13 protein-coding genes are annotated in these 14,558 nt (G+C 58.0%); 6 read left to right on the top strand and 7 right to left on the bottom strand.

Features of this window, described 5'->3' with window-relative positions; genetic code table 11:
* Positions 1-29: 29 nt before the first annotated feature.
* Positions 30-728 carry an RluA family pseudouridine synthase gene (locus ACJ8QI_RS20395; protein WP_442532997.1) on the top strand — a complete coding sequence of 233 codons (699 nt, stop codon included), beginning with the start codon at positions 30-32 and terminating at the stop codon, positions 726-728.
* Positions 729-735: 7 nt separating this feature from the next.
* On the opposite strand, the gene ACJ8QI_RS20390 is transcribed toward ACJ8QI_RS20395, so the two are convergent.
* Positions 736-1,275 carry a DUF2058 domain-containing protein gene (locus tag ACJ8QI_RS20390; RefSeq protein ID WP_025160208.1) on the bottom strand — a complete coding sequence of 180 codons (540 nt, stop codon included), beginning with the start codon at positions 1,273-1,275 and terminating at the stop codon, positions 736-738.
* A 317-nt stretch (positions 1,276-1,592) separates the two neighbouring features.
* On the opposite strand from ACJ8QI_RS20390, the gene ACJ8QI_RS20385 reads away from it, so the two are divergent.
* The 3 genes from ACJ8QI_RS20385 (at position 1,593) to ACJ8QI_RS20375 (ending at position 5,148) form a co-directional block, all read left to right on the top strand.
* A complete protein-coding gene (locus ACJ8QI_RS20385) occupies positions 1,593-2,570 on the top strand; it encodes a DUF1852 domain-containing protein (RefSeq protein ID WP_141960210.1) in 978 nt (325 codons plus the stop codon).
* Between the two features lie 25 nt (positions 2,571-2,595).
* Complete coding sequence (locus ACJ8QI_RS20380; RefSeq protein WP_047729896.1) at positions 2,596-3,627, top strand: methionine synthase; 1,032 nt, start codon at positions 2,596-2,598, stop codon at positions 3,625-3,627.
* 171 nt (positions 3,628-3,798) lie between these two features.
* Positions 3,799-5,148, top strand: a complete 1,350-nt coding sequence (locus ACJ8QI_RS20375; protein ID WP_442532996.1) for an MFS transporter — start codon at positions 3,799-3,801, stop codon at positions 5,146-5,148.
* A 97-nt stretch (positions 5,149-5,245) separates the two neighbouring features.
* Here the strand turns inward: ACJ8QI_RS20375 and ACJ8QI_RS20370 are convergent, their stop codons facing one another.
* On the bottom strand, positions 5,246-6,373 hold the full coding sequence (locus tag ACJ8QI_RS20370; RefSeq protein WP_102985214.1) for a hypothetical protein: 1,128 nt from the start codon (positions 6,371-6,373) through the stop codon (positions 5,246-5,248).
* Positions 6,374-6,629: 256 nt separating this feature from the next.
* Positions 6,630-7,496, bottom strand: a complete 867-nt coding sequence (mscS, locus tag ACJ8QI_RS20365; RefSeq protein ID WP_019455618.1) for a small-conductance mechanosensitive channel MscS — start codon at positions 7,494-7,496, stop codon at positions 6,630-6,632.
* Positions 7,497-7,701: 205 nt separating this feature from the next.
* On the opposite strand from mscS, the gene ACJ8QI_RS20360 reads away from it, so the two are divergent.
* Positions 7,702-8,370, top strand: a complete 669-nt coding sequence (locus ACJ8QI_RS20360; protein WP_048234646.1) for a DUF1345 domain-containing protein — start codon at positions 7,702-7,704, stop codon at positions 8,368-8,370.
* A gap of 219 nt (positions 8,371-8,589) precedes the next feature.
* Here ACJ8QI_RS20360 and fbaA read toward each other — a convergent pair whose 3' ends face one another.
* From fbaA to ACJ8QI_RS20340, 4 genes are all read right to left on the bottom strand, one after another.
* A complete protein-coding gene (gene fbaA / locus ACJ8QI_RS20355) occupies positions 8,590-9,669 on the bottom strand; it encodes a class II fructose-bisphosphate aldolase (RefSeq protein WP_442532995.1) in 1,080 nt (359 codons plus the stop codon).
* A 116-nt stretch (positions 9,670-9,785) separates the two neighbouring features.
* On the bottom strand, positions 9,786-10,949 hold the full coding sequence (pgk, locus tag ACJ8QI_RS20350) for a phosphoglycerate kinase (protein ID WP_025160206.1): 1,164 nt from the start codon (positions 10,947-10,949) through the stop codon (positions 9,786-9,788).
* Between the two features lie 70 nt (positions 10,950-11,019).
* A complete protein-coding gene (gene epd, locus ACJ8QI_RS20345) occupies positions 11,020-12,036 on the bottom strand; it encodes an erythrose-4-phosphate dehydrogenase (RefSeq protein WP_442532994.1) in 1,017 nt (338 codons plus the stop codon).
* 313 nt (positions 12,037-12,349) lie between these two features.
* Positions 12,350-13,309 carry a LysR substrate-binding domain-containing protein gene (locus ACJ8QI_RS20340; protein ID WP_280524769.1) on the bottom strand — a complete coding sequence of 320 codons (960 nt, stop codon included), beginning with the start codon at positions 13,307-13,309 and terminating at the stop codon, positions 12,350-12,352.
* Between the two features lie 82 nt (positions 13,310-13,391).
* Between ACJ8QI_RS20340 and ACJ8QI_RS20335 the strand changes: the two genes are divergently transcribed.
* Entirely contained in the window at positions 13,392-14,477 is a 1,086-nt protein-coding gene (locus tag ACJ8QI_RS20335; protein ID WP_442532993.1) for a tartrate dehydrogenase, read from the top strand.
* Positions 14,478-14,558 lie beyond the last annotated feature (81 nt).

Below are 14,558 nucleotides of genomic sequence, written 5' to 3'. Positions count from 1 at the left end.
TCCGCACCCACCCTCCAGCCGGCCGCCCGATGTCTACGATCACCGATACCTTTATCGCCCCGCCATGCCATGACCAAATAGAGATCCTCTATCAGGACGATCATCTGGCGCTGATCAATAAGCCGGCCGGGCTGCTCAGCCTGTCGGGCAAGAATCCGCAGAATCTCGATTCGGTACACCATCGGCTGGTACAGATCTTCCCCGGCTGCGCCCTGGTGCACCGCCTGGATTTCGGCACGTCCGGGTTGATGGTGGTGGCCCGCAACAAGGCCGCCAACGCCGCGCTCTGCCGGCAGTTCAGCGAGCGCACCGTCAGCAAAGTGTACAGCGCGCTGCTCTGCGGCCATCTGGCGGATAACGAAGGGGTCATCGACGCGGCGATCGCCAAAGATCCGGCGCTGTTCCCGCTGATGTCGATTTGCGCCCTTCACGGCAAGCCCGCCCGCTCCCGCTATCGGGTCGTCGAGCGTTTTTATCGTGAAGCGGAGGGCGGGATCTCGCTGCCGCTGACGCGGGTGCAGCTCACCCCAGAGACTGGGCGCACCCACCAGCTGCGTATTCACAGCCGGCAGTTGGGCCACCCTATTTTAGGCTGCGATCTGTATGGCGGGCGTCTGCTGCCGGGTACCGAACAGACGCCGCGGCTGATGCTGCACGCCAGCGAGCTGGACTTTGTGCACCCCGTCAGTGGAGTGCGGATCGCCGCTCGTCACGCCGCGCCGTTCTGAACGCGGCTTACCACATCAAATCGTCAGGCACTTTGAAGTCGGCGTACGGATCGTCTTCATCCTGCTCTTCCTGACTCAGCGCGCTGTGCAGCACAATGCTGGCCGCATCGCGCTGCGCGATTTTATCGGCGACGCTCGCAGGGATAATCGCGTATTCACACTCTTCGCGGTTCTCGACCACCAAACGGGCAATGGCGAGACGGCCATTGATCAGCTGGGTCTGCGTCGCCTTATCCACCAGGATTTTCTTGATCAGGTTACCGTCGGTGAAGTTGAAACCGATATCGCCTTTCGCCAGGACGATGCGGTTCATCTCGATCAGCTGCTTCACCTGCGCCTTGTATTCTTTGGACAGCGCGGCCTGCTTTTGCTGCTCACTCAGCTGCTTATCGCGCTCAAGCTGTGCCTTTTTGTTCTCTTCCACCGCCTCTCTGGCCTCACGGGCCTGAACGCGTGATTTTTTAGCCGTTCTTTGGACTTTGGCCATTTTCTTGCTGGTAACCAAGCCCGCTTTGAGCATCTGCTCTTGTAAGGTGAGTTTTGTCATGTTCGTGTCTGAAGCCGTGGGGTCATGGGGGGATTATACCCGTAATTTTTCAGGCTGCACCAGGTTGCCAACCCGGTACGTTGGCGGTTTGCGCCGCAGGGCAACGGCGGCAAACCGGCCCGAACGCCAGATCATGAATACTGCTCATGTAGTAATGAAATTAAGTCTCTTTCACTCCCTTCGGGACTCTGGCAAAAATAGACCTCATTAACGACAGACAATATGAAATCGGCTGAATAAAAAAAAGAGAAAAACAACCCATTGAAAGAAATGGATAAATCCAGCCTTCATATCATATAACAGGATGCTATAAGACGATGAATAGAGACTTTGCCTTTACGATTAAGAGCAGTTCTTTCGATGAAGATTATAACCCTTCTGAAAGTACGCGTATCACCACCAACTTCGCCAATTTGGCCAGAGGGGAAAACCGCCGGGAGAACCTGCGCAACACGCTGGTGATGATTAACAATCGCTTCAATTCGTTGGCGCATTGGGATAACCCCAAGGCCGACCGCTACTCGGTTGAGCTTGAAATCATTTCGGTTGAGATGCGCGTTGAAGTTAAGGGTGCCAGCTTCCCGGTGATTGAAATCCTGAAAACCAACATTATTGATAAAAAAACGCAAAAGCGTCTTGAGGGCATCGTCGGGAATAACTTCTCGTCTTACGTGCGCGATTACGACTTTAGCGTCTTGCTGCCGGCGCACAATAAAAACACGGCGGAATTCAACATTCCGGATGATTTCGGCGATTTGCACGGCAATATCTTTAAGCACTTCGTCAATTCAAACGCATACCATGAGAATTTCAGCAAACCGCCGGTGATCTGCCTCAGCGTGTCCAGCAAAGACACCTATCATCGGACGGGCAATCAACATCCGGTGTTGGGCGACGAGTATCGGCAAGACGGCGCTTCGCTGACCGACCGGTATTTTAAAAAAATGGGCCTGCAGGTGCGCTACTTCATGCCGAAAAATAGCGTTGCACCCCTGGCGTTTTATTTCCCCGGGGATTTGCTGAGCGATTACACCGATCTGGAACTGATCGGCACCATCAGCACGATGGAGACCTTCCAGAAAATCTATCGGCCTGAAATTTACAATGCCAACTCGGCGGCGGGGCAATGCTATCAGCCAAGCCTGAATAACCAGGATCATTCATTAACCAAGATTGTTTACGATCGCGAAGAGCGTAGCCGGTTAGCGATTGAGCAGGGGAAATTTACGGAAGAGCAATTTATCAAGCCCTACAAGCCCATTCTTGAGCAATGGTCTGCTCACTACGCGCTTTGATTCACTCAAATACAGGTCATCTATTATGAAAATATTGCTCCCTACCTCGACCGCCGGCAGCTTGCCTAAACCTTCCTGGCTGGCCCAACCGGAAACCCTGTGGTCGCCCTGGAAATTGCAGAATGAAGAATTAATCGAAGGGAAACAGGACGCCTTGCGTTTGTCGCTGGCTGAACAACAACAGGCCGGCATCGATATCGTCAGCGATGGCGAGCAAACGCGCCAGCACTTCGTCACGACGTTTATCGAGCACCTCAGCGGCGTCGACTTCGAGAAACGCGAAGTGGTTAAAATCCGCAATCGCTATGAGGCGAGCGTGCCAACCGTCGTGGGTGCGGTCGCGCGCCAAAAGCCCGTTTTCGTTGAAGACGCCAAATTTTTACGCCAGCTGACCAAGCAGCCGATTAAATGGGCCCTGCCGGGGCCGATGACCATGATCGACACGCTCTATGACAACCACTATAAAAGCCGCGAAAAATTGGCCTGGGAATTCGCCAAGATCCTCAATCAGGAAGCCAAAGAGCTCGAGGCCGCCGGCGTCGACATTATTCAGTTTGATGAGCCCGCATTTAACGTGTTCTTTGACGAGGTGAATGACTGGGGCATCGCCGCCCTGGAAAGGGCCGTTGAGGGGCTTAAGTGTGAAACGGCCGTACATATCTGCTATGGATACGGCATTAAGGCCAATACCGACTGGAAAAAGACGCTGGGCTCAGAGTGGCGGCAATACGAAGAGGCGTTCCCCAAGCTGCAAACGTCTACTATCGATATCATCTCGCTCGAGTGCCATAACTCGCACGTCCCGATGGATCTGCTTGAACTGATTCGCGGTAAGAAAGTGATGGTTGGCGCCATTGATGTGGCGAATCATACCATTGAGACGCCGGAAGAAGTGGCCGCTACGCTGCGCAAAGCGCTGCAGTTTGTCGATGCCGACAAACTCTACCCGTCGACCAACTGCGGCATGGCTCCCCTGCCTCGCCAGGTCGCCAGCGGCAAGCTGAATGCCTTGAGTGCGGGCGCTGAGATCGTGCGCCGGGAACTGCTGGCCAAATAACCTCGCCAGCGCCTGCCGCAGGTACCTCCTGCGGTGGGCGATGATCATCGACTCCCTCTCCCCGCAACGTCCCCCCTCTGGTGTATACTCGGGTTTCTACGCGATGCCAGCCACAGCGGCCTGAACGGCCCCTCAGCCAGCCCACAACAGCTTAATAACAGTGGAACCCTCATGAGCCCAGATACCGCTCGCATCAGCGAAATTATCGATCGCGCCAGGATCTCGCCCTATCAAATCCTCATCCTCACCCTGTGTTTCCTGATCGCCCTGCTGGACGGCTTCGATACCGCCATCATCGGCTATATCGCCCCGGCGCTGCGTGAAGAGTGGGGCCTGCACCCCTCGCAGCTTTCTCCCGCCTTCGGCGCGGGGCTGTTCGGCCTGCTGATCGGCAGCCTGCTGTTCGGGCCGATCGCCGACGCCATCGGCCGCAAACGCGTGCTGCTCGTCGCGGTGCTGGTGTTTGGCGGCTGCACCCTGGCTTCGGCCTATGCGCAATCGATAGAATCCCTGACCTTGCTGCGCTTCATCACCGGCATTGGCCTCGGGGGCGCGATACCGACCTGCATTACCCTCAGCTCGGAGTACTCACCGGCGCGCCGCCGCATGCTGATGGTCACCCTGAGCTGGAGCGGCTTTACCGCCGGGCTAGCCCTGGGCGGCCTGCTGGCCGGGCAGATCATCCCGGCGTTCGGCTGGCGCGGCGTGCTGCTGGTCGGCGGCATTGCGCCATTGGCGCTGCTGCCGCTGCTGGCCTGGCAGATGCCCGAGTCGGTACGCTTTATGGCTGCCAACGCCAAACATGCCGATCGGCTGCGCCGGGTGGTCGAGCGTATCACCGGCCGGCGTTGGACGGGGGTCACCATCGTCGATGACGAACGCCCGGCACAGGCCAAGTCGCCGATCTCGCACCTGTTTATCGAAGGGCGCGCCCTGCGCACCCTGTTGCTGTGGGCGGCGTTCTTCTGCTCGCTGTTCGTGTTCTACCTGCTCACCAGCTGGCTGCCGACGATCCTCAAAGACGCCGGTTACGATATCGCCCACGCCTCGCGCATCGGGGCGATGGTGCCGCTCGGCGGCACCCTGGGCGCCATCCTGATGGCGCTGCTGATGGATCGGATCGGGCCCTACCGCGTGCTGGCCGTCTCCTACCTGGGCGCTGCGCTGGTGATCGGCGCGACCGGGTATCTGATGGGCGACGTCTATACGCTGGCCGCCGTCGTGTTCCTGATTGGCTTCGGCGTGGCCGGTGCGCAAAACGGCCTGAACCTGGTCTCCGCCACCCTTTACCCGACCGCTGCCCGCGTGACCGGCGTCAGCTGGGCCATGGCCAATGGCCGCTTCGGTTCGATCGTCGGCTCGATGCTCGGCGCCTGGATGATGACCGCCGCCGGATCGGCGGAAGTGTTCTTCCTCTGGCTAGCGCTGCCGGCGCTGCTGGGCGCGGTCGCTATCTTCCTGCTCTATCGCCTCAGCCTGCATCGTCGCGCACCGCTCGCCAAGCCGGCCGCTGGCGCCTGACCTCGCGGAAAAGAAAAGGCCGAGACGCCATCGATGGCGTCTCGGCCTCTCATGAGAAACCCTTAACCTATCGGTTATTTTTCAAAAGCGCGTGCCGCTATAGTGCACTGTTTTCCTTGTCATTGGCTTCCTTTATGCACTCATCGACATTTTTAAAATCATATTGCAGATAAACGCTCCCAATCCCACTATTGACGGCGGTCGCTTCAAGCATAATCCCCTGCAAATCGTTCTTGAACGGTTTATCTTTTTTCTCTTCCCAGTCAAAACCGAAATAGCGTTCTTTTTTAAGCAGCCCTATCATCCAATCACCAGGCTCTTTCCATAACGACCCCGGCAGCAGCACATCAGTGGCTTTTCCTTTGCCATAATTAGCGGTCAATGATTCAGCAATGTCCTTCACCTTGGACTTTAACGCCAACCCATAACTGTCCGTATTGATATCACCGCTAAGCGCGCGAATTCGGCATAAACCAACCTTGGGAGAGATGAGCAAAATGTAGGTTTCAAAGGCGTTATACGTTTTGGGGACGACCTCCGTAGTATAAATATTAAGACTATTCGGTATTGCCGTTAAGGTAACGCCTGTCATGTCCTCGACGTTCTGTTTCGTTAACCCCATTTGCAGGCCAAACGGCCCAATGCCAGGCGGAAGCAACGCGTCTTTCGCCACCGGATCTTCCTGCTGATTGGATTTTGAAGCGGTTGATGTTGCATGGTGGGCTATCGTCGGGACGGCCAGGCCATATTTCGCCGACAGCAATTTTTGCTGCAACATCGCCAGACTTTGCTCTTGAGTGGCTATCGTTGCCTTTTTTATCGACCCCACCAGACCACCATCGTATTGTGCGGCCTCTTGTTTAGCGGTCGATATTTCCCGAGTCAGCGTTGCCAATTCAGCGGTGAGTTTTTCCGCCAGCTTCAGATCTGGCGACGTCTGGTTCGTGACAACCTCAACCTTTGCTCCAGACTCGATCGCATTGATTCGTTGCTGAATAAGCGCCTTGTTCGTTTTCAGAATTTCCAGTCGCGCCATCACCAGAGATTTAATCAAGCCGCCGCTTAACATGTCCTGCTGTTTAGCTGCGTTTTCAATCTCGGCATCCGTACTCACCAGCTCTGACTTTAAATCGGCTACCTGCTGTATTTGTTCAGGCGACAATGCTTTTGGCCCGCATCCAGAGATCAAGACGCTCAATAATGCGGCAATAACAGCCCTTTTCATTTCATCCTTTTCCTATCGACAATCCACAAGGAAGCTATGGTATCAGAGGAGGAAACAGTAACAACGAAAAGTCGTTTTTACCGCGACTTATTGAGCTTCTCGCTATTACGCCCGCATCTGTTTGTCACGGGCTGCAATTTCCGAAAGCGCATATCGGCTTGGCGCTAATATCGATACAGCGGAGACAGAGTGAATGGCTGCCTGGCTAATACGGGGAAAATGGCAATAAAAAAAGGGGCCAAGGCCCCCTTCTCTGTTATTCCGCCTTGGCGGAAGCGTCTTCGGTGCGATACAGGTGCACGTCCATCTGCGGGAACGGAATGCCGATGTTATGGGCATCCAGCGCGCGCTTGAAGTTTTCCATCAGATCGAAGTACACGTTCCAGTATTCCGCGTTGGTGGTCCAGGAACGGGTGACGAAGTTCAGGGAGGACGGCGCCATCTCGTTCAGGCGCACGGTCACGCCTTTGGCGTGCATGATGCGCTTGTCGGCGGCGATCACATCGCCCAACACCTTCTTCACCACGTCGATATCGGCGTTGTAGGCCACGCCTACCACGATATCCACGCGGCGGTTCGGTTCACGGGAGTAGTTAATGATGTTGCCGGCGATGATTTTACCGTTCGGCACCACGATGGTTTTGTTGTCGGAAGTGCGCAGGGTGGTGGAGAAAATCTGCACCTGATCGACGGTACCGGCCACGCCACCCAGATCGACATATTCACCCACGCGCAGCGGGCGGAAGATCACCAGCAGCACGCCGGCAGCGAAGTTGGACAGCGACCCTTGCAGCGCCAGGCCGACGGCCAAACCGGCAGCACCCAGCACGGCGATCACCGAGGTGGTCTGCACGCCAACGCGCCCCAGCACCGCGATGAAGGTGAACGCCAGCACGCCGTAGCGCACGATCGCCGACAGGAAGTCTGCCACCGTGGCGTCGATGCCGCGCAGCTTCATCACGCGGTTCAGCGCATTGCCGACCACGCGGGCCACGATCGAACCGATGATCAGGATAACGATGGCGGCGACGATATTCACCGCGTACTGGATCAACAGATCCTGGTTCTTCACCAACCAGTCGCCGGCACCGTTGATGCCGTCTACTACATTCAAATCTTTCATTCGTGTCGTCCTAACTCAGTCCCTAACGGGAGAAACTCGCAAAAATACACTGGCCTCGGCGGCCAGTAGGAAACCACCGCCTAAGGGTAACCAACATTAAAGGCTCATGCCAACCGTCAGCGTTAAAAATAGCCGAAACCGCCCGCCGCTTCTTCTATGCTGAGAACAGCGCGTTGGCCATTTCACGACAAGGGATCCGTTAATCATGCACATTCGCTCTTCGCTCAAACACTATTGGCAAGTGCGGCCCAGGCTGCTGTTTTCCGTCGGCGCAGGGCTGCTGTGCTTTCTGCTGCTGCCCGCCCAACTCTCGCTGCTGCAGCGCCTGATGATCGGCTGGAATACGCTGGCCTGGCTCTACCTGCTGTTTCTCTGGCGGCTGATGCTGATCAGCACGCCGCAGCACATTCGCCAGATCGCCCGGCGGCAGGATGAAAGCGCCAGTATGGTGCTGACGCTGGTCAGCCTCGGTTGCCTGGTCAGTTTACTCGCGATCCTGTTTGAACTGAGCAGCGCCAAACAGGTGGCCGGCTCTCTGAAGACGCTGCATTTGCTGCTGACCGGTGCCACGCTGGTGGTCTCCTGGCTGCTGCTGCCGACCGCCTTCACCATGCACTATGCCCACCAGTTTTATCGCCAGGGTGCACAGCAGGATCCTTTGCCGCTGCTGTTCCCCGGTAACCTCACCGAGCCGACCTATCTGGATTTCGCCTACTTCTCCTTCACCATTGCGGTGGCGTCGCAAACCGCCGATGTGGCGGTCGGAGCAGCGGAGGTGCGTAAGGTCACCCTGCTGCAGTCGGTGATCTCCTTCGCGTTCAACATGCTGATCCTGGGCCTGTCTATCAACGTCGGCGCCGGCCTGCTGGGCTGAAAACGAAAAAGGCTCCCCGCAGGGAGCCTTTGACTCACAAACCAAGGAGGAAAAAACGTGGTTTTTCCTCCTTGGTTGTCATCAGCCGAAAATCAATAAATTGATTTTCCTTATTTTTTATATTTTGCCAACGGCAAGCCAGGCAACGCCATCAGGCTTGTCATAAACAAAAAGGCTCCCCGCAGGGAGCCTTTTGCATCGTGCAACAGGTGCCGAAGATTACAGAACGTCTACCGCGTTCAGATCTTTGAAGGCCTTCTCCAGACGCGTCACCATGCTGGTCTGCGCTGCGCGCAGCCATACGCGTGGATCGTAGTATTTCTTGTTCGGCTGATCGGCGCCTTTCGGGTTGCCCAGCTGGCCCTGCAGGTAAGCTTCGTTCGCTTTGTAGTACTGCAGGATGCCGTCCCAGGTCGCCCATTGGGTGTCGGTGTCGATGTTCATCTTGATCACGCCGTAACCCACAGACTCTTTGATCTCTGCGTCGGTAGAACCGGAACCGCCGTGGAACACGAAGTTCAGGCTGTTGTGCGGCAGGTTGAATTTCTTGGACACGTAGTCCTGAGAATCACGCAGGATGGTCGGGGTCAGCTTGACGTTGCCTGGCTTGTACACGCCGTGCACGTTACCGAAGGAGGCAGCGATGGTGAAGCGCGGGCTGATGGCGTTCAATTTTTCGTACGCGTAAGCCACGTCTTCCGGCTGGGTGTACAGAGCGGATGCGTCCATATGGCTGTTGTCCACGCCATCTTCTTCACCGCCGGTGCAGCCCAGTTCGATTTCCAGCGTCATGCCGATTTTGGCCATGCGCTTCAGGTAGGCACTGCAGATCTCGATGTTTTCTTCCAGAGATTCTTCAGACAGATCGATCATGTGGGAAGAGAACAGCGGTTTGCCGGTAGCGGCGAAGTGCTTCTCGCCGGCGTCCAGCAGGCCGTCCAGCCATGGCAGCAGTTTCTTCGCGCAGTGGTCGGTGTGCAGGATCACCGGCACGCCGTAATGTTCAGCCATCTGGTGAACGTGGTGTGCGCCAGAGATGGCGCCCAGAATCGCTGCGCCCTGAGGCACATCGGTCTTCACGCCTTTGCCGGCGATGAACGCGGCGCCGCCGTTGGAGAACTGAACGATGACCGGCGCGCGCACTTTAGCCGCGGCTTCCAGCACTGCGTTGATGGAGTCGGTACCCACGCAGTTTACCGCTGGCAGCGCAAAGTTGTTCTCTTTAGCAACTGCGAAGACTTTCTGAACGTCATCACCCGTGATGACACCCGGTTTTACGAAATCAAAAATTTTAGACATGTTACTTTGTCCTGTTTCGTCGGCCGTAGATGGATGTAAATCGATGTTTTCACGCCGCGCAGCATTAGCCGCGCGGTATAAAACAAACGGGCGGCTTTCGCCTCCCGTTGTCTGAATTACTGCTTAGCGCGCTCTTCCAGCATCACGACTGCAGGCAGCGGTTTCCCTTCAACGAATTCCAGGAATGCGCCACCGCCGGTGGAGATGTAGGAAATTTTGTCAGCGATACCGAACAGATCGATGGCTGCCAGAGTGTCGCCGCCGCCAGCGATAGAGAAAGCGTCGCTATCGGCGATCGCGCGGGCGACAATTTCGGTGCCCTTACGGAAGTTAGGGAACTCGAATACGCCAACCGGGCCATTCCACAGAATGGTCTTGGCGTTCTTCAGGATAACGGCCAGACGCTCGGCAGAGACGTCGCCCATATCCAGAATTTGCTCGTTGTCCTGGATCTCGTTGGCCTGCTTCACGGTTGCGGTCGCGGTTTCGGAGAACTCGGTCGCGACGCGCACGTCGGTCGGAACCGGGATGTCGCAGGTTTCCAGCAGTTTCTGCGCGTTCGGGATCAGGTCAGGTTCGTACAGGGACTGGCCCACGTTGTTGCCCTGCGCCGCCACGAAGGTGTTGGCGATGCCGCCGCCGACGATCAGCTGATCGGCGATTTTGGACAGGGAATCCAGCACGGTCAGTTTGGTGGACACTTTAGAACCGCCCACGATGGCGACCATCGGACGGGCCGGGTTGCCCAGGGCCTTGCCCAGCGCTTCCAGCTCGGCGGACAGCAGCGGGCCGGCACAGGCGACAGGCGCAAACTTGCCCACGCCGTGGGTGGAAGCCTGCGCGCGGTGCGCGGTGCCGAACGCGTCCATCACGTACACGTCGCACAGCGCCGCGTATTTCTTGGACAGGGTTTCGTCGTCTTTCTTCTCGCCCTTATTGAAACGGACGTTTTCCAGCACCACCAGTTCGCCTTCGGCGACGTCGACGCCATCCAGATAATCCTTCGCCAGACGCACTGGGGATTTCAGGTGATCTTTCAGGTAGTTGACCACAGGCAGCAGGGAGAATTCTTCGTTGTACTCGCCTTCGGTAGGACGACCCAGGTGGGAGGTCACCATCACGCGGGCGCCTTGCTTCAGCGCAGCTTCGATAGTCGGCAGGGAAGCGCGGATACGCGCGTCGGAAGTCACTTTACCGTCTTTTACCGGCACGTTCAGATCGGAGCGGATCAGTACGCGTTTACCCGCCAGATCCAGATCGGTCATCTTAATTACAGACATGGTGAACCCTCTTTATTGAATCTCTATAAAATTGCCTGAGCAGCGCGCCTGTCACGCCGGCGCCGCCGTACTAGAAACCGCTGGCGGCCATTGCCCGTGTGGTATCCAACATCCGATTGGCAAAGCCCCATTCATTGTCGCACCAGACCAAGGTCTTTATCAGGTGCTGCCCGCTGACCCGGGTCTGCGTACCGTCGACGATAGCGCTGTGCGGGTCATGGTTAAAATCGATCGAGACCAATGGTAATTCCGTGTAGTCAACTATACCACGAAATGACTCCCGTGCGGCCTTTTGCAACAGCTGGTTGACCTCCGCCACCTTCACCGCGGCGCTCACGCTGACGCTAAGATCGATAGCCGTCACGTTGATGGTCGGCACGCGCACCGAGATAGCCTCGAAGCGATCGCAAAACTGCGGGAAGATACGGGTGATGCCCGCGGCCAGCTTGGTGTCGACCGGAATGATCGACTGGCTCGCCGCGCGGGTGCGCCGCAAATCCGCGTGATACGCGTCGATCACCGGCTGATCGTTCATCGCCGAGTGAATGGTGGTCACGGTGCCGGATTCGATGCTGTAGGCGTCGTCCAGCAGCTTGATCACCGGAATAATGCAGTTGGTGGTGCACGAGGCGTTGGACACGATGCGATGTTCCGCCAACAGCGTCTGATGGTTGACGCCGAACACGATGGTAGCGTCCAGATCGTTGCCGCCCGGATGGGCGAACAGCACTTTCTTCGCCCCCGCCGCCAGATGGGCTTCGCCATCCGCCCGGCTGCCGTACACGCCGCTGCAATCCAGCACCACGTCGACGCCCAGCCCGCCCCAGGGCAACTGCTCCACCGCCGGCTGATGCAACAGGCGAATCGCGTCGTCCCCGACGCTCAGCGTGTCGCACTCTTGCCGCACATCCCAGGCGAAGCGACCGTGGCTGGAATCGTACTTCAGCAGATGGGCCATGCCCTCGGCATTCGCCAGCTCGTTGATCGCCACCACGGAGATTTCCGCCCGTCGTCCCGATTCGTACAGTGCGCGCAATACGCTGCGGCCGATGCGGCCAAAGCCGTTTATCGCTATGCGGATGGTCATGCTGCTCCTGAAAAAGGGCCGTCCCCGCCGGGCTGACTCACCGGCGCCGAGCCGGCGCTGACTGGTTGTCTCACTCACCCGCATAGAGTAGTGGATCGCACCGCCCGCTGTGAATCGCCGCGTTTGCATTATTCCCGCGCTTCAGCGGCTTTTCGCCGCCGTCACATCGGCATTTCTGTCGAAGAGTGCTTCAACTGAAACGCTTCAGCTGAGCATAAACCAAAGTTTTGGCAAAAGGAACAGGTGCAACAGTTCCACAAGTAACGGAGGGGAGTTTTACGAGCATAAGATGATCTGGCGCACATTTTTGGCCTCAAGGCCGCGGCGAATTTTCACTCGCCGCCCCCGTTTCGCCGTAGTGCTCACGGAAATAGTCGCGCAAAAATTCGACCGTCACCCGCACTTTCGCCGACGTTGCCAGCCGGGAAACGTACACCGCCCAGATGTTGGCCGGCTGAAAATACTCCGGCAGAATGTGCACCAACCTGCCGCTGTCGATGTTCTCTTTCACGTCCCAGGCGGAACGCAGCGCAACGCCCTGCCCGTCCAGGCACCACTGGTGCACGATTTCACCGTGGTTCGACGCCAGCGCCCCCGTCACCTTCACCGTCTCTTCGCCGCCTGGCCCCTGCAGCCGCCACAGCCCGAACGGGTGATCGCGCTCCTTGATCACCAGGCAAGCGCGGCCCGCCAGCTCCGCCACGCTTTTCGGCACGCCGTGGCGCTGCAGATACGCCGGCGAAGCGCACAGGATGCGCTGGTTGTCCGCCAGCTTGCGCGCGATCAGATTAGGGGCGATATCGTCGCCGATGCGGATATCCAGATCGAACCCTTCGCTGACCAGATCCACCAACCGATCGGACACGTCAAGCCGCAGCTCCAGCTGCGGATACTCCCGCGCCAGCGCCGACAGCGCCGGGGCCACGAAGCGCCGGCCGAAGCCGAAGCTGCTGACCACGCGCAGCATGCCCTGCGGCGCCTGACGCACCTCGGACAGCTCGTCCATCATCTGATCGACATCGTTGAGAATGCGCTGCGCCCATTCGTAGATGCGCTCGCCGTCCTCGGTGATCGCCACCCGCCGCGTGGTGCGGTGCAGCAGCGACACGTCCAGCGCCTTTTCCAGCAACGCGATGCGTTTGCTGATAAAGGCCGGCGACACGCCCAGCTCTTCGGCGGCGGCGGCAAACCCGGCGCGACGCGCCACCAGCACGAACACCCGCAGGTCACTCAGGATCGGCATATTGTTCATGATTCGTGTTTTATGTTTCACCGTTTTCGAGATTGATTAACAGTTAGTCAATTATAGGATAACAGTGTTGTCAATCTCCCCTACCTACAAATGAGACCTCTGTATGAGCAAAACTTACAAGATTGCCGCTATCCCCGGGGACGGTATCGGGCGGGAAGTGTTGCCAGAAGGCATACGGGTATTGCAGGCGGCGGCGGCGCGCTGGGATCTGTCGCTGGAATTCAACACCTTCGAGTGGGCCAGCTGCGACTACTACCAGCACCACGGCCAGATGATGCCTGACGATTGGTTTGAGCAGCTCAAAGGCTTCGACGCCATCTATTTCGGCGCCGTCGGCTGGCCGGATACGGTGCCCGATCACATTTCGCTGTGGGGTTCGCTGCTGAAATTCCGCCGCGACTTCGAGCAGTACGTCAACCTGCGCCCGGTGCGGCTGTTTCCCGGCGTGCCCTGCCCGCTGGCGAACAAACAGCCGGGCGACATCGATTTCTACGTGGTGCGCGAAAATACCGAAGGGGAATACTCCTCGCTCGGCGGGCGGATGTTCGAAGGCACCGAACGCGAGATGGTGATCCAGGAATCGGTCTTCACCCGTCAGGGCGTGGACCGCATTCTGAAATACGCCTTCGATCTGGCGCAGCAGCGCCCACGCAAACGCCTGACCGCCGCCACCAAGTCCAACGGCATGGCCATCAGCATGCCGTACTGGGATGAGCGCGTGGCGGAGATGGCGCGCCAGTACCCCGATATCGCCTGGGACAAACAGCACATCGATATTCTGTGCGCGCGCTTCGTGCTGAACCCCGAACGCTTCGACGTGGTGGTGGCCTCCAACCTGTTCGGCGATATTTTGTCGGATCTCGGCCCGGCCTGCACCGGCACCATCGGCATTGCGCCGTCGGCCAACCTGAACCCGGAGCGCAACTTCCCGTCGCTGTTCGAACCGGTACACGGCTCGGCGCCGGACATTTTCGGCAAGAACATCGCCAACCCGATCGCCATGATCTGGAGCGGCGCGATGATGCTGGATTTCCTCGGCGACGGCGATGCCCGTTACCGCCAGGCGCACGACGGCATCCTGCAGGCGATCGAGCGCATCATCGCCGACGGGCCGCGCACGCCGGACATGCGCGGCGATGCCTCCACCCAGCAAGTTGGCCAGGCGATCGCCGCCCTGCTGCAACGCTAAGCATCACCGGTTTTCCTGCGCAGGGCGCCCTTTCGCGCCCTGCTTTGCCACGTCCGTTTTTCCGCTTCGATCGCCGCCGCA

This window comes from Serratia sp. CY84636 (genome assembly GCF_052166245.1).
In the GTDB taxonomy this organism is placed as follows: domain Bacteria; phylum Pseudomonadota; class Gammaproteobacteria; order Enterobacterales; family Enterobacteriaceae; genus Serratia; species Serratia nevei.
The sequence above is the reverse complement of the archived record's forward strand: the minus strand, read 5'-3'. Positions and strand labels throughout refer to the sequence as shown.

Bases quoted from the DNA above. Each gene is read 5' to 3' on its own strand.
- pgk (WP_025160206.1), bottom strand. From the start codon at position 10,949: ATGTCTGTAATTAAGATGACCGATCTGGATCTGGCGGGTAAACGCGTA.
- ACJ8QI_RS20335 (WP_442532993.1), top strand. From the start codon at position 13,392: ATGAGCAAAACTTACAAGATTGCCGCTATCCCCGGGGACGGTATCGGG.
- fbaA (WP_442532995.1), bottom strand. From the start codon at position 9,669: ATGTCTAAAATTTTTGATTTCGTAAAACCGGGTGTCATCACGGGTGAT.
- ACJ8QI_RS20385 (WP_141960210.1), top strand. From the start codon at position 1,593: ATGAATAGAGACTTTGCCTTTACGATTAAGAGCAGTTCTTTCGATGAA.
- mscS (WP_019455618.1), bottom strand. From the start codon at position 7,496: ATGAAAGATTTGAATGTAGTAGACGGCATCAACGGTGCCGGCGACTGG.
- epd (WP_442532994.1), bottom strand. From the start codon at position 12,036: ATGACCATCCGCATAGCGATAAACGGCTTTGGCCGCATCGGCCGCAGC.
- ACJ8QI_RS20370 (WP_102985214.1), bottom strand. From the start codon at position 6,373: ATGAAAAGGGCTGTTATTGCCGCATTATTGAGCGTCTTGATCTCTGGA.
- ACJ8QI_RS20395 (WP_442532997.1), top strand. From the start codon at position 30: ATGTCTACGATCACCGATACCTTTATCGCCCCGCCATGCCATGACCAA.
- ACJ8QI_RS20360 (WP_048234646.1), top strand. From the start codon at position 7,702: ATGCACATTCGCTCTTCGCTCAAACACTATTGGCAAGTGCGGCCCAGG.
- ACJ8QI_RS20380 (WP_047729896.1), top strand. From the start codon at position 2,596: ATGAAAATATTGCTCCCTACCTCGACCGCCGGCAGCTTGCCTAAACCT.
- ACJ8QI_RS20390 (WP_025160208.1), bottom strand. From the start codon at position 1,275: ATGACAAAACTCACCTTACAAGAGCAGATGCTCAAAGCGGGCTTGGTT.
- ACJ8QI_RS20375 (WP_442532996.1), top strand. From the start codon at position 3,799: ATGAGCCCAGATACCGCTCGCATCAGCGAAATTATCGATCGCGCCAGG.